The following is an 18,294-nucleotide window of genomic DNA, read 5'->3' on the forward strand; positions in this document are numbered from 1 at the left end:
TAAAATTTTCTGAAAAGGGGGTAGATGTGTGATGTATCATTTGAATGAGAGCCTCATTCAGAGTGCGAAACAGTTTCCGGATCGCCCAGCCTACGTCTTCATGGGAGAAACGACTACGTATGCGGACTTCTATCAGCAAGTCGAACATCTCGCAGCAGGACTTGCCCAGCATGGGATTGGAAAAGGGGACGCTGTCGCCCTGCTCATGGATAATCGGCCGCATTTTGTTAGCGCTTACTATGCGATTCTCCGCGTAGGAGCTGTCGTTGTTCCCATGAACCCCATCTATACGGCGCGCGAAATTAGCTTTATCCTATCGAACAGCAAGGCAAAGGCAGCCATTGCCTTATCCGCGCTGCAGCCGGTATTAACCCCGATGAAGGACCAAATAGAAGATTTGCAGCTTCTCATATACACGGAGCCCATTGAAAATGAATTAACCATCGATCAGCTTGTACAGGAAGGGCAGGAGTCAGACGCAGGGTACGAGGAACCGGAACGTAACGAGGATGACCTCGCTGTAATCCTTTATACCTCAGGTACGACTGGCCAGCCAAAAGGAGCGATGCTCTCTCACCGCAATATGGATTCGAATGCGGAAGCGATGGGAAAATTGTTCGAGCTGGTGCCAGAAGATCGCATGGTTGCGGTACTGCCGATGTTTCACGTCTTCTGCATGACAGTATGCATGAATGGCCCGATTCGCACGGGAGCGACCATTATTATCATGCCGAAATTTCATCCGGCAGACGTCGTCCAAACGATTCGTGAGCAAAAAGCCACATGTTTTGCAGGTGTCCCGACCATGTATAACTATCTGCTACAATTGCCGACTGCGACAAAAGAAGATCTCTCCTCCATCCGGATATACTGCTCGGGAGGTGCATCCATGCCCGTCGAGCTCCTGCACAAGTTCGAAGCGAAATACGATGCGAAGGTACTGGAGGGCTACGGTTTGTCAGAGGCAGCTCCAGCTACAACATTTAATCCACTGCACGGGACCAGAAAGCCTGGATCAGTTGGAGTCGATATTCCGCTTGTGAAGAACAAAGTCGTCGATCCCGAAGGAAAGGAAGTCGCACGTGGAGAAGTGGGCGAGCTGGTGGTACAAGGGCCCAACGTCATGATAGGGTACCTCGGCTTGCCAGATGATACGGCTGCGGCGCTCCGGGACGGTTGGCTGTATACGGGAGACATGGCCCATATGGATGAAGAAGGATATGTCTACATCGTTGATCGCAAAAAAGACATGATTCTCGTTGACGGCTATAATGTGTACCCGCGTGAGGTAGAAGAAGTGCTTTACGAGCATCCAGCAATCATCGAGGCGGCTGTGATCGGAATTCCTGACGAGGTGCATGGCGAAGCAGTCAAGGCATTTGTGGCATTGAAGGAAGTAGCCGTTTCCCAAGAGGATATTATGGCCTTTTGTCGTGACAAGCTCGCGAAATACAAAGTTCCTCGTCAAGTCGAATTCGTAGCAGAGCTTCCCAAAAACAGTACGGGGAAAATCTTGCGTCGCTCATTACGCACCTCTTAAACGACCGGTCAACCAAATGATAAAAATCCGGCTTACACAATGATCTTCATTCGTTGTAAGCTGGATTTTTCGTGTAAGGAAGCTGTACGAGCTTCAGCTTGCCGTGTTATAACGGAATGTGGAGGTGTTTGGATTGCTGCGTTTGATTCATGCAACGGAGGAATATCAATACGAACAAGCACGTGAGCTTTTCTTGGAATATGTAGATTCATTAGGAGTTGATTTGAGTTTTCAAAACATTGCGACCGAATTACAAAATATACCGGGCGAATACGCACCCCCCGACGGATGCATTTTGTTGGCGTTAGATAACGAGCAGCCAGCAGGATGTGTCGCCTTACGAAAAATAGATGAACAGGTTTGCGAAATGAAGAGACTGTACGTGAAGCCTGCATGTAAGGGAAGAGGAGTAGGGAAAAAATTAGCTTTAGCGATCATGGACGAAGCGAAACTACGAGGTTATTCATTCATTCGATTAGATACACTACCTACGATGGAACAAGCGATTCAGCTTTACCGCGCGTTAGGGTTCTATCCAATTGATCCTTATCGTTTTAATCCGATTGAAGGCACGCTGTATATGGAGAACAAGCTGCTATAAAACAAACATTTTCAAAGGGCCTCCCACCGATGCAACCTAGAATTATTAGGTCGAGGGGAGGCTTCTTTCTGTTCGTTACACTCACCTTTATGTAAGTAACTGAACAAAATGTGCATACTTACAAATTTGCAGCGAGTATTTTATACTCATAAAACAACAAACCTTCAAGGAGGACCATACTTTGAAAACACTTGTAATCGTCACTCATCCAAGCATCGAAACATCCGTCATCAATAAACGATGGGTAGAAGAACTCAAAAAATATCCAGAAAAGTATACCGTACACGAATTGCATAAGGTTTACCCAGATGGAAACATTGATGTGCAAAAAGAACAGCAATTGATTGAATCCCATGAGAATCTTGTTTTACAGTTCCCAGTTTACTGGTTTAATTGTCCGCCTCTCTTGAAAAAATGGCTTGACGATGTTTTCGCATATGGTTGGGCATACGGTTCAAAGGGAGGCGATAAATTAAAGAATCGCAAAGCTGCATTAGCCGTATCTGCCGGAATTAGGGAAGAGGATTATCATGAAGAGGGAAGATATCGGTATACACTTGAGCAAATATTGACACCTTTTGAATTAACCTTCCGCTACTGCTATGCAGATTATCGCTCATTCTTTGCGTATTATGGTACAGAGACTGAGTCAGGGGAAAATGAACCTGGCAACGAGCTTGAGCCGACTGGTAGCCTCTTGGATAAGAGCGCGCAAGATTATTTGAAATTCGTTGATAATCTGTAAGAGAGTGCATGAAAAAAGAAGTATTTCCTCGTGTAGGAGATACTTCTTTTGCTGTTAGAATCAATCGTTATGCCTGCTGTTTTACAGCCTCCTGAGGGGGTAAGCTGTTTTTCTCTCCCCAGTCGCACATCATGTTTAACAAGGGAATGAGAGAAAGACCACGCTCTGATAAGGAATATTCCACTTTAGGAGGGACTTGGGGATATTCCTTGCGGATGATCAAGTCATCTGCCTCCAGCTCTTTTAACATCATGCTAAGCGTTTTAAAGGAAACGGTACCGATACTTCGCTTTAATTCATTATGTCGCATCACCTTTTTTTCAGCTAGCCAATACAGAATGATCATTTTATATTTACCGCCTATTAAGGACAACGTGTATCCAAAGCCAGTGTCTTTCAGCTCTACGCCAGTTGGAACACAGGTTTCACGCACAAAGTACACTCTCCTTAGTAAAGTATAGTAGATAAATGCACATACATTACCATACATCAATATGCCATTTTTTGAAAGTGATGCAGAGGAAGAAACCTGTGAATCCTCGTGATCGGTGGATGCTGATCAAGGAGCATTTGATCCCTGCTGATTTGAGACCTCGGAAGTGTATTAGGAAACAGGTAGAAATTGGAACAATAAACCGGGGAGTTGCAGCTCACCCGGTTTAACTGTTAAACGCTCGTTTAACCACACTTTACTTAGAAGCGTAATTTTCGGCAGCAATGCAAATGTAGTAGCTTAACCCCGTTTGTTGTTCTTCCAACATAGCACGGTGGAACTCATCGGATAGGAAGAACCTTGACTGCTCAGCAAAAGCCTTCGCGTCAATCGGATGGTCCTTTTGTAAAAAAGCAAGATGGTTTTCAATCGCAGAAACAACTGTTACATCGTCGACACTTTTGTTGTTTATCAACGCCTCTGCCATAAACGTCATGAATGCTGTCGCTTCGGCAGCTTTTTCATTCATGGTAGCCGCGTCCAGATTTTCTGTATCCAATTGATAATCATATTCCGCCTGCAAATGCTCATTTTGTTGAGCAAATGCCTGCTTCCATTCTTCTTCGTTCAATCCATCAAACATGTTTGTAGTGGACATATTTTCTCTCTTCCTTTCATGTCGAATCGTTTCTTCTAAAGTAAGCAAAATGCGCTTCAATCGAAGCTTTCGTGCCTGTAACATCGCTTGCTGCTCACATAAGCAACGAAGTCTGTCTGGTTTGTGATCAAGTGCAGCTTTAATGTCGTCCAATGAAAAATCAAGCTCACGATAAAACAAGATTTGTTGTAACCGCTTGAGTTCATTCTCACCATAATATCTGTATCCATTTTCTGTAATGATTGCGGGCATTAGCAAACCAATCTTTTGATAATGGTACAGTGTCTTGATTGTGGTACCAGACAGTTTGGCTACATCGTTAACGGTATACAACATAGCGATTCACCTCCTGAAGTTGAGTTTGCAGTCTGACCTTAGGTTGGAGTCAAGCGTAAAAAATGAAAAGAGGAGTATGGAAGAAATCAAACGAATGTAAGCATATGATCCATATATTGGATGGGGGGATTCGCATGACGAGGTTATTTCAGTTGGATTCTGAAGATGAAATCGAGAAAGCAGTGGCCCAGTCGCAGCAAATCGCACAAAAAGCGATGGACGAATACGACTTGGATTGGAAACACATTCGTTTCAATCAACTGTCCGACACTTGTACCTTTGTCATTGAAACAGACCGGGATGGGAAATATTTACTTCGTATTCACGGAACCAAGAACAGACATGAAATTGAATCCGAGCTTGCTTGGCTTAGTTATTTGCATGAAAAAATAGATGTAGCGATTCCAACGGGATTAGATTACCGAAATGGTTCCAAGACAGTGAGCATCGAACTTGCGGGAGGTGAGTGCGTCTTCGTTTCTGTCATGCGTTGGGTCGAAGGGGAGCATGCAGAGGAAGAGATTTCGCAAGACCAAGTTTACAAAGAAGGCGTCCTTTTGGCAAAGCTCCATACAGCATCTGAGGATTTCCAATTGTCTCCAGAATTTGCCTGTCCTGTCTGGGGAGCGGATAGCTTTCAGCACTCGATGACTCGTTTGACCGAGCATTACGATCGGTTTCTCACAGACGAAGAATTCGAGCTATATCAATTGGCTGCGGATAAAATACTCACTTGTTTTGACAACTTGGATAAGGATCGCAACGGCTATGGCATCATTCACGGCGATCTGCACCAAGGTAACATCGTTTTTCATAACGGAGATCCTCGACCAATCGATTTTGGGAGATGTGGGTTTGGCTACTATCTTTATGATATCGCCCATACCATTTTGGGTTTATATCCTGTACAAAGAGAGCTTGTCATAAAAGGTTACGAGAGTTTGCGAAAACTAGAAGGGGACTGGCTCTCCACGCTAGAGAGTTTCACGGTGATGGTCATGATTGAAAATTATGCTCATCATGCTCCTGACCCCAGGGAAACCGAGGGGGTAAAAGAAGAACAGCCTTATGCGCTGGCTATCATCAAAAACTACTTGAAAGGCACGCCATTTCTTTTTCATTCAAAGGAACAGAAGTAGCAAAAAGCCGCCGATATAACGGCGGCCCTTTCATTTATTTAAGTGATGCAGCAAGAATGCGAGCGATCTGTTCGCTGTCCGGTTCTCGGTACACATAATCATGATAATGAGGGTGGTGAATGCTTACCCAGCCATGCTCGATCGCCCTTTTATAGTACTGCTTTGCGCGGTCTTCTTCACCAATCAGGTAGAACAAGCAAGCAGCATTCCAATACAAGGCTGCATCGCCATCCCAATCCCAGCCTTTATCAAGTGCTTGGGCGTAACTCCATGCTGCGCGGGCGTAGTCTTTTTCCACGCCACTTTTCAGATCGCCACGCATATAGTGGTTGCCATTGACAAGGAAATTGTTTAAAGGAAGGTTCCATCCGAACAGAACCGGGAACTCCGCGAGTAGCTCGAAACCGACAGACAAGGCTGTTCGCTGCGATCCATCATTGTTCGACCAGCACTGCCATCCCACTCTTTTGATTCCACGTTGTTTGGCGAGTGAGAGGGCACCCAAGGCTGTCTTTCGTGCCCATCCGTTACCCCGATAGTCTTCATGGGTTTCTATACCCAATTCACATTCGTCTTCTACTACCCAATCCGTCATGCACCAACTAATAATGGTAGTACCCTCATCGGTATCTTGAATCGCGGCACAACCGAAGCCTTTGTTTTCATAGGCTGCCATGGATGGCCAGTTCTCTGCTATTTCATCGATGATATCCTCAAGACCTACCAATTGTTTACGATTCAACAAGTCACTGTCGATCGGGACAATATGGTCGTCAGCATAAGAGGAAAGATTCTGTAAATGGTGAGTAAAAGTCATTCGTCCGCTTCTCATGGGAAATACATCTTTCATCACGATATCGAGAATGTCATCCCACTTCTCATCAGTAGGATAAAACAGGACGTAGTCAAGCTGTTCATCAGCAGCAAGCTGTGGTAATATCTCCTCTTTGAGCAATGTATTCACTTCTTCAAAGAAGAGGGGATTATCAACACTGCCTCCTAGAAAAATACCTTGGGGGCTAGTCAACAAGGCTGATCTCGCGTCATTTGACAGGAATACTCTACCAGGAATAACACCTGCCAGTACCCCTTTGATTGATACATGATGCTTCAGCGCTTCGAACAGATTGGTCGCGCTATGGAAGCAATCCATTGTGAGTTCCGTTCCTTCAACCATCTTTTGAGCAAACATTTCGTTCATTTCCTCCCATAGCATATGAGAGAAGGGATGAAATTATCGTTTGGCACCTCTCATATGCTTTTCCATTTGTTTTTGCGAATCCAAAACATCATCACTCCTTTACCTGTAGTAGGGCGCGAATCTCTGGGGTGATTGGTGCCTGATGCCCCCATGTTCATTATGGATGATTAACCAAATTTTACAAGTGAAAAATAGACATCTGTTTTTGCACTCTTTACATGGAATTATGATTGTACTGTCATAGAATCCAAGTCCTAATCGTATTACGCTTCTACAGAAAGATATTACAGAAAGAGGTTAGGAACTTGAAGAAAATCTATCCATCTAGACTCATCGGAATCACAGCGAAAGCTTGCTTGCTCACGCTCACGCTTGCCGGTTGTTCTGCGGCTGTAGAAGCCCCTGTTACCCAAACGGAAATCTCGAAACAAACAGAACAAGTATCTCAGATTGATCAGAAGTTCGCTGATCTTGAAAAAAAGTTTGAAGCTCGATTGGGCGTCTATGCGATCGACACGAACACGAATCAAGTGGTTGCTTTTCGATCTGATGAGCGCTTCGCCTTTGCATCTACGTTCAAGGCTCTCGTGGTAGGCGCACTACTCCATCAAAAATCGCTGGACGAGCTCGACAAAGTAATCAAGTACACAAGCAGTGATCTAGTCACCTATTCGCCGATTACCGAAAAGCATGTCTCCACTGGAATGACGCTTCGGGAAATCTCTGATGCTGCCATTCGCTATAGCGACAACACGGCAGGAAATCTATTGTTCAAAGAACTGGGCGGCCCTAAAGGGTTCGAAGCAGCACTAAGAAAGATCGGCGATCAAGTAACCACATCCGAGCGTAATGAGCCGGAATTGAACGAGGCCATCCCTGGAGATATTCGAGACACAAGCACACCAAAAGCACTTGCAACCAGCCTCATGGCTTATACCGTCGGTGACGTGTTGACAGAAGACAAGCAGAAAATTCTCAATGATTGGCTACAGCGGAATACCACCGGAGATAAATTGATCCGTGCAGGCTTACCGAAAGAATGGAAGGTCGGAGATAAGACCGGAGCCGCAAGCTATGGAACGCGAAACGACATTGCCGTTATTTGGCCACCTGACAAAAAGCCCATCGTCCTGGCTGTTCTGTCCAGCCGAGATACAAAGGACGCTACCTATGATAATGCCCTCATTGCAGAGGCTACCAAGCTCGTGATGGATGTATTAAAGTAAGCAAAGCTGTGGCATGTTGAACGAGACGAAAATATTTACATAACTTAATTATGGTAAACTGATTATCAAGCACACGTAAAAAGAATTTGTTAACAAAAAAGGCAGCGGTAGTCCAGGACTTTTTCCAGTCCAAAGCTACTCCTGCCTTTTTCGATTTATCCTTCCTGGCGCAAATGACAAGCGAGCTGTAATTTCAGCAAGTCTTCCGGATTTCGCAAATCGATTTGAAGAAGCTCCTCGACTTTGCGCAATCGCTGATACAACGTATTGACGTGAATGTGCAGCTCTTTGGCGGTCAGTTGCGGGGATTGACTGCATTTCATATAAGTCATGATCGTCTGTTCCCATTCCAGATATTTTTCCGGGTCTTGCCCGAAAGGGGCGAAGACATCGTGAATGAATGCATCAATATCGGCCTGACTCTGGTTCAGCATGAGGCGATTAACACCCAGGTCTTTATAGTGCACCACACCAGAACGACTGCGGTTGGTCAAATAGTGAGCGGCTTTCTTGGCTTCTTCGTAGCTTTTGCTGATTTGCTCAATCCCGCTAGCCATACTTCCCACGCCAATCGCTAAAGATGCTACTTTGCCGAGCTCAAACTCATAGGACGCCTGTTGCAGCCTCTCCCGAATGTCCTTGCCATCTCGGGAGCCGAGAGACCGGATAAGTAGGGTGACATGGTTGTGGAATCCGTAGACAAACACCTGTGTTTTACTGAACTCCCATTTCCAGCGGGTAATGAGACGGTGAATGTTCGCTTCTAGCAAAGCCAGATCGTGGCATTGCGTCAGATGGGCATAAATCACGTAGTATTTTGCTTGCGACTGTAACCCCATCGAACGAGCGCGGTCAAACAGTTCATTTCCTTTGCTTGCGATCAGCTCTTGAAAAAGATCGTGTGCCCGTTTGTACAGCACGGAGCTAATTGATTGCTTTTTCACTAAATCAAGTATGAGCACAGCACTTCCCTGCTCGACGGTCATCCGTGCAAGATCAGATAGCCCCCGTTCCTCTAAGTGAAGAATGAGACATCCGAGAAAGATGCTCCCATTGATCAGCGGATACAAGCAGAACAGTTGAACGTCACCAGAAGTGGGAGAGAACAGGTTTACTAAAACAGGCTGTCTTCTTTTGTTCAGCAAGACATGCAGCTCATCCCAGCTAAAAAATAAAACACTTTTTTCAGGATACATTTTCTGCTCAAGCCAATCGGCGAAATAGATGGGATGGCATGTCATTTTGCCGAGGGTTTTTACGATTGTTTCTGCCCCTTTATTTTGCAAGGACAACTGCTTGATGGATTCATGAATATGGTTGCGGTGTATCAAATCATCGTGCTTGGCTTGCAGTTGGGCGCTAATGCCAGCCATATGTTCATACGCTTGCTTGACTTCTGCATAGAGCTCGGCATTTTGCAGGGCGATGGAGGTTTGGTCTGCGAAGCCTTGGAGAAGGTCGAGGTCGTACTTGGTAAACACATTTTCTTGATGAAACTGATGCAGGACAAGCACGCCGATACGCTTTTCTTCACGTGATATCGGAACGCATAGCAACCCATTCAAGTCTCGTAATGTTTTTGCGTGGTTCAGGGAGTGGAAGTTGTCAGCGGAGATATCCTTCATCGCGAGGGTTGTCTCTTGGCTGGTTTTGTACATGCGAGGGATTCCGTCCTCAAACACTTTGCCAGCGATGGATTCTCCAACCCGCATTTTGAGATCTTGGAACACCGTATCATGAAAACCGACGGTCGCTTTCGGAATCAAACGGTCGATAGTGGAGTCATACAAGTGCAAGAGACCTGCGTCAGCAGCTGGGATAACAGCAAGTGCGTTACCAATGATGCCACGGATGATTTGGTGAAGGTCGAGGGTAGCAGAGATCGAGCGAATCCCTTCAAAGAGCTTCTTGCTTTCCTCCGCTTTGGCTGTCACTTTTTCTTCTGCCAACAACAAGCGAATCCCGAACCATAATAGGTCCCATTGGTCAGAGGTAAGGATGATCTGTTGTTTGGCTTTCTGCTCAAGGCAAATAACGGCTTGTCCTTCCTTTTCGTAGAAAAAACGGTACATCTGTTGTGAGCGAAGGGACTCATATCCATAACGCATGTGGCTAGCGTCGTTGTCACTGAAAGGGACTGTCACCGGGGGAGTCATCGTGGCAGCGCTTTCATGAACAGATGAGAAAATAAGCCGAAAATGTCGATCACGCGAAAATTGGAACCATATCGAAAAAGGCTGATCGCCGAGCCATTCGTGCAGCTTTTCAAGCAGGAGCGAAAATGAATTCATCCACGTGTCCTCCATGTAGAGAAATACACATTGATAGTTGGAAAAAAGTGTCTGTATATACATTGTATTCATAATTTTTACTATATACAATACTCCTATAAGATGCGGAAGGTGGGAGACGATTTGACAGCAACCTACAATAACTACATCGATGGAGCTTGGGTGACGAGCCATACTGGACAAGTTTTTCCTAGCACGAACCCTGCCAATACGAATGAGGTTCTCGGTTATTTTCAAAAATCGGACGGGCTGGATGCGCGTGCTGCCATTGAAGCTGCTGCCAATGCTTTTGGTAAATGGTCGCAAAAATCGGTTCCCGCACGTGGAGAATTCTTGTTCTCTCTCATTCACTTATTGGAAAAACATAAAGAAGAGCTCGCAGAAACGATCACCCGTGAAGTAGGAAAAACACTGCGGGAAGCGAGAGGCGAGGTCACCAAGACAATCACTTCCATGAAGCAGTTGACTGGGGAAGCCACTCGCTTGACAGGTCAAACGGTGCCTTCCTTTGATGAACGGGTAATCGGTTATACGGTGCGAGAACCAATCGGAGTTTTCGCGATTATTGCTCCGTGGAATTTCCCACTGGGGATTAGCTTGTGGAAGATCGTCCCTGCCATCCTCGCAGGCAATACGGTTGTGTTTAAGCCGGCGAGCAACACCTCCTTGATTAGTGTAAAGCTGGTAGAGCTCCTGATTGAAAGCGGCGTTCCGAGTGGCGTAGTGAATCTGGTAACAGGACCGGGTTCGGTAATTGGTGATGAATTGGCGAAACATCCACTGGTCAAGGGCATTTCATTTACGGGCTCTTCTGAAGTGGGACTTGCCTTGGGGAGAGAAGTAGGAGCCAGAGGAGGCAAGATTCAGGCGGAGATGGGCGGGAAAAATCCGGCGATCATTCTCGCGGACGCCGATATTGACCTCGCCATCGATTCCATCGTACTGAGTGGCTTCTTCGATAATGGACAACGTTGTACGGGTACTAGTCGAGTTTTGGTCGTCCCCGAAGTAGCCGAACAAGTAAAAGCAAAACTGATCGAGCGAGCGAAGAGCTTGAAAATCGGGAATGGATTCGATCCAGACAATCATAATGGTCCAGTAGTGGACGAGCATCAGCTCAATCTGTATTTGCACTATGTGCAGAGGGGGATCGAAGAAGGCGGCGTATTGGAATGCGGGGGTAAGCGCCTTGTAGAAGGTGATCTCTCCCAAGGCTATTTCGTCGCGCCGACTGTGTTTACCGGTATTACGCAGGAGATGACGATTGCCAACGAAGAAATTTTTGGCCCTGTGATCGCCGTGATCGATGTGGATTCTTTCGAACATGCTTTGGAAGTGGCTAACCAGGTGGAATTCGGCTTGTCCTCCACGATTTTTACGAACGATTTGCAAAAAGCCTTCCAATTTGTCAAAGGCATTCAGTCAGGCGTCACGCATGTAAATATGCCGTCGACTCATTTTGAATCACAGTTTCCGTTTGGTGGCAAAAAGATATCCGGATTGGGTCCGAGAGAGCAAGGGGAGTCAGCGCTCGATTTTTACGTCGAGACAAAGACGGTTTATATTCGGCCATAAGTATAAGGAAAGCAGGAGGAGCGAAGATGGAAGCGATTGGTGTTATCGGCATTGGTGCAATGGGTAAAGGGATGGTCTGCAATCTGTTGCAAAAAGGCTACCACGTGTATGCCTATGATCCAAGTCCGGCAGCAAAAGCCTGGGCGAAGGAAAAAGGAGCGACGGTCGTCGAGTCTCCACAGGCAGTGGGTAGCGTAGCACGTGTCGTTTTCACCTCGCTTCCAGGTCCTGCGATTGTTGAGGAAGTCATGCTGGGTGCGGACGGACTTTTCTTATCATTAGGCGCGGGCAGTTTCGTATTTGATACAAGTACGATCGATCCTGCTACAGCAAAACGTCTGAATCAGCACAGCGTAGAAAAAAGGGTCTACTACTACGATTGTCCGGTGAGTGGAGGACCTGCGGGTTCAGCGGCCGGAACGTTGACCATTATGGTCGGCGGTGATGAGGCAAAGCTTCCGGAAATCATGGACTATCTCAGGGTAATTGGAAAGGAAATTTTTTATCTGGGGGAATCCGGCTCTGCACAAGTGGCGAAGCTTTGTCACAACTCTGTCGTTGCAGTTATCACAGCAGCGTTGGGCGAGGCGTTCAGTGTCGGGGCAAAAGCTGGCGTCGATCCACACAAGCTGGCAGCCGTCATGGACAAAGGCTCAGCCCACAATCGTGTGCTCTCCGTTTTTGGGCCAAACATTTTGTACGGTACGTATGAAAATACGGTCTTTTCTTTGGATCATATGCACAAAGATTTGCAGCTCTATGCGCAAACCGCACGTGAACAGCAAGTGCCTGTTCTCGTTGGAGGAACGGTTGCACAAATGTATGAGGCAGCGAAAGCACAGGGTAAGGGAAGCTGGGATTCGAGTGCGGTTTGTACTGTGACTGAGGAACTGGCTCATACAACGATTGCGCGTTAAGCGTTGAGTTTGAAAGAGAAAGTAGACTACAGCAACTATTGCTTGTAGTCTACTTTTTTCCGTAAGCCCCTCTTCCCGAAGCATTTACTCACTTGTCTTGTTCATCTGTAAATAAGACTGTTCAATCACATGCAAAGCCTCTAAGTTCTTCACGACATTGTTCCCTAACGTCACTATGTCGAACAACAGGATGATCCCAAGCAATGCTTTCTTTACTTTCACATGGCGTAGATGCATGATGAAGCGTGCGGCATGGATTGCTTTGAACCAGGTCGAAAACCAGAATTGTCCGAACATAACTTGCTGCAAAATAAAGAAGCAGATTTAACGTAAACGGCACGCCGTAGAAAGGGCTAATTGGGGCAAGAGCGGCTATGTTTTGATTCATATAAGTGAGGAAAGGCACATTCATCGACAAATAAAAGGCGAAAAAACAGGCAAACAGCAAAAACGCTCTGACATTATCTTTTCGATCATGAATGGCACCAAGATTTTACATTAATTAGACTGTCAACTGTTCCGAGAGTCTATGTATTCTCTGTTGACATCCACGAACAGTGAGTCTAGCATGAAGGATCATGTTCGATGTGATAGAAAGGAGTGAACGACTTGCAAGAACTAACCTCAACAGAACTGATCCAATATCTGCAAGAAAAAGAGTCGGTCGCTCTTTTTGTCTATACACCGATGTGTGGGACCTGCAAGCTCGCAGCACGTATGCTCGGCATCATGCAAGAAACATTGCCTACCGTTCCTCTGTATCAGATCAACATTAATACGGCGCCTGCATTAGCTGAACAATGGCATGTGACCAGCGTTCCCGCCTTGCTTATTTTTCGCAGAAATGAATTAATGGAACGCCATTACGCCATCCAGTCTGTTGGATTTTTGTACGAAGTTCTGAAACCACTTGCCTAGACATACACCTATTTCCTTCGCGATGAATATGACAAAGAGAGATGAAATGCGAAGGAGGAGGCGTATGCAAATCCACGTAGTGGAAGAAGGACAAACCTTAGCGAGCATCGCCGAGACGTACGGAACGACGCCCGAAGCGATTACCAAGGCAAATGAATTACCAGACCCCAAAAAGCTGGCTATCGGTCAGGCGATGGTGATTCCGATTGTAGGAAGCTATTATTGGGTCAAACAAGGAGATACGCTGTATACCGTCGGGCAGCGTTATCAGATCAGCGCAGCAGAGCTTGCTCGCGTCAATGGGATTTCTCCCTATAAACCGCTACAAGTTGGGCAAAAGCTTTACATCCCGCCTCGCCCTAGACGAGCGGCGGATTTCAATGCGTATGTGGAACCGCGCCGCACCGTCCCACCAGAGATGGAAGCGGATGTTCGGACGGCTGCCCCTCATCTTACGTATTTGGCACCGTTCAGCTTTCGCATCAAACGAGATGGAACCCTCGAGCGACCAACGCTGAACGAATTTCCTGCGATCGCAAAAGAAAACCAAGTCCTGCTCATGATGGTCGTTACGAATCTGGAAAAAGGTCAGTTCAGTACGGAATTGGGTGCACTTATCCTCAATGATCAAGAGTTCCAGAGCAAATTGTTGGATAATATTCTCGCGACAGCTCGTGCGCTGGGAATGGGGGATATCCATTTTGATTTGGAAGCATTGCCCACAACAGGTGCAGAAGCGTACGCGAACTTCTTGCGAAAAGCAAGGGACCGTATACATGCAGCGGGGTTGATGATGTCTGTTGCGCTAGCACCGAAGACGAGTGCCGAGCAAGCAGGTAAATGGTATTCCGCCCATGATTACAAGGTGATTGGAGCCATTGCCGATTTTGTCGTGATCATGACGTATGAATGGGGCTATAGTGGTGGTCCTCCCATGGCGGTTTCTCCGATCGGGCCGGTGCGACGTGTCTTGCAATACGCCATTACCGAGATGCCAGCCGAGAAAATTTTGATGGGTCAAAATCTGTACGGATACGACTGGACCTTACCGTATGAACCAGGGACAACAGCGAAAGCTCTGAGTCCACAGGCGGCAATTGCGCTGGCTGCGCAGCATAATGCAGTCATCCGGTATGACTATCGCGCGCAGGCTCCGTTTTTTACGTACACCGATGATCAAGGCAAGCGACATCAGGTGTGGTTTGAGGATGCGCGGTCGATCCAAGCCAAGTTTAATCTGGTTAAACAACTTGATTTGAGGGGCGTCAGTTACTGGAAACTCGGTTTGCCATTTCCGCAAAATTGGTTGTTGATCGAGGAGAACTTTCGTGTCCGTAAGCGGGCATAGTCATCTGGCGTACATTCCATCTCGGTTTGTACGCCTTTTTTTCGAATGAAAAATCATGGTATGATGAAGATGACAGGAAGGAAAAGGGGAGAAATCATGGGAGAATGCAAATTGGATCACAGCCATGAGGACGTACTCAAAAAACTGGCAGAACAAGCTCCACATCTGTCGGAGCTGCGTGTGAGTCAATTCAAAAATCAGTTGAATGGCGAACTCAGCCAAGAGCGTCTAAACGAGCTGTTTCATTTATTGAAAAAGTATGACCTGGCAAGCCCAGAGGAGCGCCAAGAGCGCGAAAAACAAATGGATCGTTTGTTTGGTTAAGTCTTATACATATGTTTTTTGCTTTGCCCCCTAGTGGGAGAATCAGGCTGGAACTTTTGTTCCATGCAGCGAGGAGTAACGATGGACGATAGACTCTATTATCAGGATGCCTATACGAGAACATTTTCGGCCCAGGTGACAAGATCAGGTGTCGAACAAGATGGAACACCTTATGTGGTCCTTAATCAAACGGCTTTTTACCCAACCGGAGGTGGACAGCCATCCGATCTGGGAGTATTGGAAGAGATTCGCGTAGTAGATGTGGAAGAAGTAGAAGGCGTAATTCGTCACCGACTGGAAGCTCCCTTGTCCGAAAGCATAGCGGAAGTAACGGGTCACATCGATTGGGACCGCCGCTTTGATCACATGCAGCAGCATGCTGGTCAGCACATTTTATCTGCGTCCTTCCTGGAAGTCGTGCAGGCTGAGACCGTTGCCTTTCACTTGGGCAAAGAGCGTGTCACCATTGATGTAAGACTGGATGAGTTGACAGCAGATGTATGGGAGAAGGTAGAGAAGCGAGCCAACCAGATTGTTCTGGAAAACCACCCCATCATTGCGCGGTTCGTTGATGATGAGGAATTGGCAACGCTGCCCTTGAAAAAACAGCCGACTGTTACCGAAAATATTCGCGTCGTGATGATACCTGAGTTTGATTACAATCCATGTGGAGGAACACATCCAGGGCATACGGGCGAAGTCGGGATGATCAAGATCTTGGGCTGGGAGCGACATCGCGGAAACATTCGTCTGGAATTCATCTGTGGCTGGCGAGCTTTGCGGGATTACAACCAAAAGCAAGCTGTCGTTCGCGATACAGCGAAGCTGCTGGCAACCAATGAAGGTGAACTGATCGCACAGACGGAACGCCTCCTTACTGAGCGCGATGCCTTGAAGGCAAAATTGGCTGAAGTGGATAAGCAGCTCTTAGAAGTGGAAGTCAATCAACAACTATCTGCTGCTAGCCAACTGGGGAATTCTCGCCTCATTATGCGTACCTTCACAGAGAAAACCATTCAACAGCTTCAACAGTTTGCACAGCTGGCTACTGCTATGGCGCCAGATGCGATTTGCCTCTTGGCTGCTACTACCGAAGACAAGATGCAACTCGTGTTTGCTCGTGGGCAAGAAGCCAACGTAGCCATCAATCAAGTGTTGAAAGAAACCTTGCCGGTTATTGACGGTAAAGGTGGGGGAAATCCTGCTATGGCACAGGGCGGCGGGCAGCGCGCAGTGGATGCGGAAGAAGTATTGCTGCATGCTCGCAAACTGCTCGAAGCCTCACTAATGTAAATGCATTCGATTTAATTAAAGGAGGAAACCGCGATGAACTGGAATCCGGGAGATATCGTTCGCGTTGCGCAGCGAACGGGAGAATATATTGCAGAAGTATTGGAAATCCACGACTCGAAGCTGTTGGTAAAAGTGTTGGCAGTCACCAAATACCCGACACAAGGCGATTTGCATTCTTCCTACGAAGTAGATGTGCCGCTGTTTCACCAGCGTCCAGCACTCTCTTACATGGAAAAATTCATGACGCCTGTTCAAGGAGTCATTCGCTATAATGGGGCGATTCCAGACTATAAGGAATCCGTGCGTCAGGCAATGCAGAGAGAAATGGATAAGCTGAAAAAAATGGCTACTTGGGCAGAGCGTTGTCTCGTTGAGCTGGAAAAGATGCACAAGGAAGCCTTTACAAACACGAAATAGAGTGGTACTGTAGTACTCGAATGTACGACAATTGCATAGCTTTACTACCAAACGGGGGCCAAGCAACGTTGGCTGAGATTGTAACGAGTGTGTTACTGACCGTTGAACCTGACCTGGGTCATGCCAGCGGAGGAAGAGGTATAGGGAATCGGAATCACGGTGTCGCATTCGAGGCGAAGAAAAGCTTGTTTGCGTGCACGTATGATAAGATGACACTCAACCATCCGAGGCGGATGGTTTTTTTATGCCATTCGTCCGGTGAGATGGGATGGGTATACGGCTTCTTCTGTTTGTCTGAATCGACTCAGGCAGGCGGGGGAAGCCGTTTTTTTCCAGTAGAAGGAGGTTATCCATGATTGTTCAGCTGAATGGGAAAAAAGTAGAGTTGGCGGAAGAGATCACAACAGTGCGAGCCTTGCTTGCTTCTTATTCCCTGCAAGAGAAAATTGTCGTCGTAGAGCGAAATGGTGAAATTATTGATCGCTCAGCGTACGAACAAACACCGATTGCAGACGGAGATCGCATAGAAATCGTTCATTTTGTCGGAGGAGGATGATCATGATGGATACATTGAAAATTGGATCTTACGAGTTTCGCTCTCGCTTGCTTCTCGGGACTGGTAAATTCACTGATTTGGATACTCAAGGGAAAGCGGTAGAGGTGTCGGAAGCAGAAATTTTGACATTTGCGATTCGTCGCTTGAATTTGGAAAATCCGCAAGAACCGAACTTTTTGGAACAACTCGATTTGAAAAAATTCACCCTGCTACCGAATACAGCAGGTGCCTATACAGCAGAAGAAGCAGTGCGCATTGCCCGTTTGGCTAAAGCATCTGGACTGTGTGACATGATCAAGGTCGAAGTCATTGGAGACCCGAAAACACTTCTCCCTGACCCAATTGGCACGCTAGAGGCTTCGAAAATCTTGGTGGAAGAAGGCTTTATCGTACTGACCTACACCAATGATGACCCGATTCTCGCTAGACGTCTGCAAGAGGTTGGCGTACATGCGGTTATGCCAGGTGCGTCACCAATCGGTTCCGGACAAGGGATTGTCAACGAAAACAACCTCCGCTTTATCATCGAGGATGCGAAAGTACCGATTATCGTGGATGCAGGAATTGGATCACCAGCAGACTGCGCCAAAGCGATGGAGCTGGGTGCGGACGGTGTCTTGTTAAATACGGCAGTAGCGCTCGCAGACAATCCGGTCCTGATGGCAGAAGCGATGAAGCTCGGCGTGGAAGCAGGTCGCAAAGGCTTCTTGGCAGGCCGTATCGCGAAAAAGCGTTACGCATCCGCGAGCAGCCCGACCGAAGGGATGATTGAGTAA

The 18,294-nt window shown here is 46.9% G+C and carries 19 protein-coding genes and 1 riboswitch; of the genes, 14 read left to right on the plus strand and 5 right to left on the minus strand.

The features are described 5' to 3' along the window. The first annotated feature begins 31 nt into the window (after nucleotides 1-31). The 3 genes from C7R93_RS21870 (at nucleotide 32) to C7R93_RS21880 (ending at nucleotide 2,886) form a co-directional block, all read left to right on the plus strand. Entirely contained in the window at nucleotides 32-1,540 is a 1,509-nt protein-coding gene (locus C7R93_RS21870) for a fatty acid--CoA ligase family protein (protein WP_106840796.1), read from the plus strand. Between the two features lie 124 nt (nucleotides 1,541-1,664). After that, entirely contained in the window at nucleotides 1,665-2,141 is a 477-nt protein-coding gene (locus tag C7R93_RS21875; RefSeq protein WP_244191612.1) for a GNAT family N-acetyltransferase, read from the plus strand. 181 nt (nucleotides 2,142-2,322) lie between these two features. Further along, entirely contained in the window at nucleotides 2,323-2,886 is a 564-nt protein-coding gene (locus C7R93_RS21880; RefSeq protein ID WP_106840798.1) for an NAD(P)H-dependent oxidoreductase, read from the plus strand. 67 nt (nucleotides 2,887-2,953) lie between these two features. On the opposite strand, the gene C7R93_RS21885 is transcribed toward C7R93_RS21880, so the two are convergent. Further along, the gene (locus C7R93_RS21885; RefSeq protein WP_106840799.1) at nucleotides 2,954-3,319 is read right to left on the minus strand and encodes a winged helix-turn-helix transcriptional regulator; all 366 of its coding nucleotides are present in this window, start codon (nucleotides 3,317-3,319) and stop codon (nucleotides 2,954-2,956) included. 256 nt (nucleotides 3,320-3,575) lie between these two features. Then, nucleotides 3,576-4,313 carry a MerR family transcriptional regulator gene (locus tag C7R93_RS21890; RefSeq protein WP_106840800.1) on the minus strand — a complete coding sequence of 246 codons (738 nt, stop codon included), beginning with the start codon at nucleotides 4,311-4,313 and terminating at the stop codon, nucleotides 3,576-3,578. Nucleotides 4,314-4,447: 134 nt separating this feature from the next. Here C7R93_RS21890 and C7R93_RS21895 point away from each other — a divergent pair, with 134 nt between their 5' ends. After that, nucleotides 4,448-5,452, plus strand: a complete 1,005-nt coding sequence (locus tag C7R93_RS21895) for a phosphotransferase enzyme family protein (RefSeq protein WP_106840801.1) — start codon at nucleotides 4,448-4,450, stop codon at nucleotides 5,450-5,452. Between the two features lie 34 nt (nucleotides 5,453-5,486). On the opposite strand, the gene C7R93_RS21900 is transcribed toward C7R93_RS21895, so the two are convergent. Then, nucleotides 5,487-6,644 carry a GNAT family N-acetyltransferase gene (locus C7R93_RS21900; protein WP_106840802.1) on the minus strand — a complete coding sequence of 386 codons (1,158 nt, stop codon included), beginning with the start codon at nucleotides 6,642-6,644 and terminating at the stop codon, nucleotides 5,487-5,489. A gap of 314 nt (nucleotides 6,645-6,958) precedes the next feature. Here C7R93_RS21900 and bla point away from each other — a divergent pair, with 314 nt between their 5' ends. Then, nucleotides 6,959-7,879: a class A beta-lactamase gene (gene bla / locus C7R93_RS21905; RefSeq protein WP_106840803.1), complete on the plus strand. Its 921-nt coding sequence runs from the start codon at nucleotides 6,959-6,961 to the stop codon at nucleotides 7,877-7,879. A gap of 155 nt (nucleotides 7,880-8,034) precedes the next feature. Here bla and C7R93_RS21910 read toward each other — a convergent pair whose 3' ends face one another. Then, nucleotides 8,035-10,170 (minus strand): helix-turn-helix domain-containing protein, encoded by a 2,136-nt coding sequence (locus C7R93_RS21910; protein ID WP_106840804.1) that lies wholly within the window; start codon nucleotides 10,168-10,170, stop codon nucleotides 8,035-8,037. A 102-nt stretch (nucleotides 10,171-10,272) separates the two neighbouring features. Between C7R93_RS21910 and C7R93_RS21915 the strand changes: the two genes are divergently transcribed. Together C7R93_RS21915 and C7R93_RS21920 are read left to right on the plus strand one after the other, a co-directional pair. Continuing rightward, nucleotides 10,273-11,745 (plus strand): aldehyde dehydrogenase family protein, encoded by a 1,473-nt coding sequence (locus C7R93_RS21915; protein WP_106840842.1) that lies wholly within the window; start codon nucleotides 10,273-10,275, stop codon nucleotides 11,743-11,745. A 26-nt stretch (nucleotides 11,746-11,771) separates the two neighbouring features. Further along, nucleotides 11,772-12,662 (plus strand): NAD(P)-dependent oxidoreductase, encoded by an 891-nt coding sequence (locus C7R93_RS21920; RefSeq protein WP_106840805.1) that lies wholly within the window; start codon nucleotides 11,772-11,774, stop codon nucleotides 12,660-12,662. 84 nt (nucleotides 12,663-12,746) lie between these two features. Here the strand turns inward: C7R93_RS21920 and C7R93_RS21925 are convergent, their stop codons facing one another. Beyond that, nucleotides 12,747-12,959: a hypothetical protein gene (locus C7R93_RS21925; RefSeq protein WP_106840806.1), complete on the minus strand. Its 213-nt coding sequence runs from the start codon at nucleotides 12,957-12,959 to the stop codon at nucleotides 12,747-12,749. 303 nt (nucleotides 12,960-13,262) lie between these two features. Between C7R93_RS21925 and C7R93_RS21930 the strand changes: the two genes are divergently transcribed. From C7R93_RS21930 to C7R93_RS21960, 7 genes are all read left to right on the plus strand, one after another. Beyond that, nucleotides 13,263-13,580, plus strand: a complete 318-nt coding sequence (locus C7R93_RS21930; protein ID WP_244191613.1) for a thioredoxin family protein — start codon at nucleotides 13,263-13,265, stop codon at nucleotides 13,578-13,580. Nucleotides 13,581-13,644: 64 nt separating this feature from the next. Beyond that, on the plus strand, nucleotides 13,645-14,928 hold the full coding sequence (locus C7R93_RS21935; protein ID WP_106840808.1) for a glycoside hydrolase family 18 protein: 1,284 nt from the start codon (nucleotides 13,645-13,647) through the stop codon (nucleotides 14,926-14,928). A 96-nt stretch (nucleotides 14,929-15,024) separates the two neighbouring features. After that, the gene (locus tag C7R93_RS21940; RefSeq protein WP_244191614.1) at nucleotides 15,025-15,252 is read left to right on the plus strand and encodes a hypothetical protein; all 228 of its coding nucleotides are present in this window, start codon (nucleotides 15,025-15,027) and stop codon (nucleotides 15,250-15,252) included. Nucleotides 15,253-15,333: 81 nt separating this feature from the next. Continuing rightward, entirely contained in the window at nucleotides 15,334-16,545 is a 1,212-nt protein-coding gene (locus C7R93_RS21945) for an alanyl-tRNA editing protein (RefSeq protein ID WP_106840810.1), read from the plus strand. Between the two features lie 33 nt (nucleotides 16,546-16,578). Next, nucleotides 16,579-16,962 carry a kinase-associated lipoprotein KapB gene (gene kapB / locus C7R93_RS21950; RefSeq protein WP_106840811.1) on the plus strand — a complete coding sequence of 128 codons (384 nt, stop codon included), beginning with the start codon at nucleotides 16,579-16,581 and terminating at the stop codon, nucleotides 16,960-16,962. Between the two features lie 41 nt (nucleotides 16,963-17,003). Beyond that, a riboswitch (TPP riboswitch) is annotated at nucleotides 17,004-17,114 on the plus strand. 200 nt (nucleotides 17,115-17,314) lie between these two features. Beyond that, nucleotides 17,315-17,518, plus strand: a complete 204-nt coding sequence (gene thiS, locus C7R93_RS21955) for a sulfur carrier protein ThiS (RefSeq protein ID WP_007729348.1) — start codon at nucleotides 17,315-17,317, stop codon at nucleotides 17,516-17,518. A 2-nt stretch (nucleotides 17,519-17,520) separates the two neighbouring features. Beyond that, complete coding sequence (locus tag C7R93_RS21960; RefSeq protein WP_167402492.1) at nucleotides 17,521-18,294, plus strand: thiazole synthase; 774 nt, start codon at nucleotides 17,521-17,523, stop codon at nucleotides 18,292-18,294.

Origin of the sequence: Brevibacillus fortis (genome assembly GCF_003013395.1) — a bacterium.
Classification (GTDB): domain Bacteria; phylum Bacillota; class Bacilli; order Brevibacillales; family Brevibacillaceae; genus Brevibacillus; species Brevibacillus fortis.

What these genes read in the sequence shown, in the direction of transcription:
- kapB (WP_106840811.1), top strand. Translation starts at nt 16,579, where the DNA reads ATGAACTGGAATCCGGGAGATATCGTTCGCGTTGCGCAGCGAACGGGA.
- C7R93_RS21895 (WP_106840801.1), top strand. Translation starts at nt 4,448, where the DNA reads ATGACGAGGTTATTTCAGTTGGATTCTGAAGATGAAATCGAGAAAGCA.
- C7R93_RS21910 (WP_106840804.1), bottom strand. Translation starts at nt 10,170, where the DNA reads ATGAATTCATTTTCGCTCCTGCTTGAAAAGCTGCACGAATGGCTCGGC.
- C7R93_RS21870 (WP_106840796.1), top strand. Translation starts at nt 32, where the DNA reads ATGTATCATTTGAATGAGAGCCTCATTCAGAGTGCGAAACAGTTTCCG.
- C7R93_RS21960 (WP_167402492.1), top strand. Translation starts at nt 17,521, where the DNA reads ATGATGGATACATTGAAAATTGGATCTTACGAGTTTCGCTCTCGCTTG.
- C7R93_RS21900 (WP_106840802.1), bottom strand. Translation starts at nt 6,644, where the DNA reads ATGTTTGCTCAAAAGATGGTTGAAGGAACGGAACTCACAATGGATTGC.
- C7R93_RS21940 (WP_244191614.1), top strand. Translation starts at nt 15,025, where the DNA reads ATGGGAGAATGCAAATTGGATCACAGCCATGAGGACGTACTCAAAAAA.
- C7R93_RS21945 (WP_106840810.1), top strand. Translation starts at nt 15,334, where the DNA reads ATGGACGATAGACTCTATTATCAGGATGCCTATACGAGAACATTTTCG.
- C7R93_RS21890 (WP_106840800.1), bottom strand. Translation starts at nt 4,313, where the DNA reads ATGTTGTATACCGTTAACGATGTAGCCAAACTGTCTGGTACCACAATC.
- C7R93_RS21935 (WP_106840808.1), top strand. Translation starts at nt 13,645, where the DNA reads ATGCAAATCCACGTAGTGGAAGAAGGACAAACCTTAGCGAGCATCGCC.
- thiS (WP_007729348.1), top strand. Translation starts at nt 17,315, where the DNA reads ATGATTGTTCAGCTGAATGGGAAAAAAGTAGAGTTGGCGGAAGAGATC.
- C7R93_RS21920 (WP_106840805.1), top strand. Translation starts at nt 11,772, where the DNA reads ATGGAAGCGATTGGTGTTATCGGCATTGGTGCAATGGGTAAAGGGATG.
- C7R93_RS21925 (WP_106840806.1), bottom strand. Translation starts at nt 12,959, where the DNA reads ATGTTCGGACAATTCTGGTTTTCGACCTGGTTCAAAGCAATCCATGCC.
- C7R93_RS21915 (WP_106840842.1), top strand. Translation starts at nt 10,273, where the DNA reads ATGCGGAAGGTGGGAGACGATTTGACAGCAACCTACAATAACTACATC.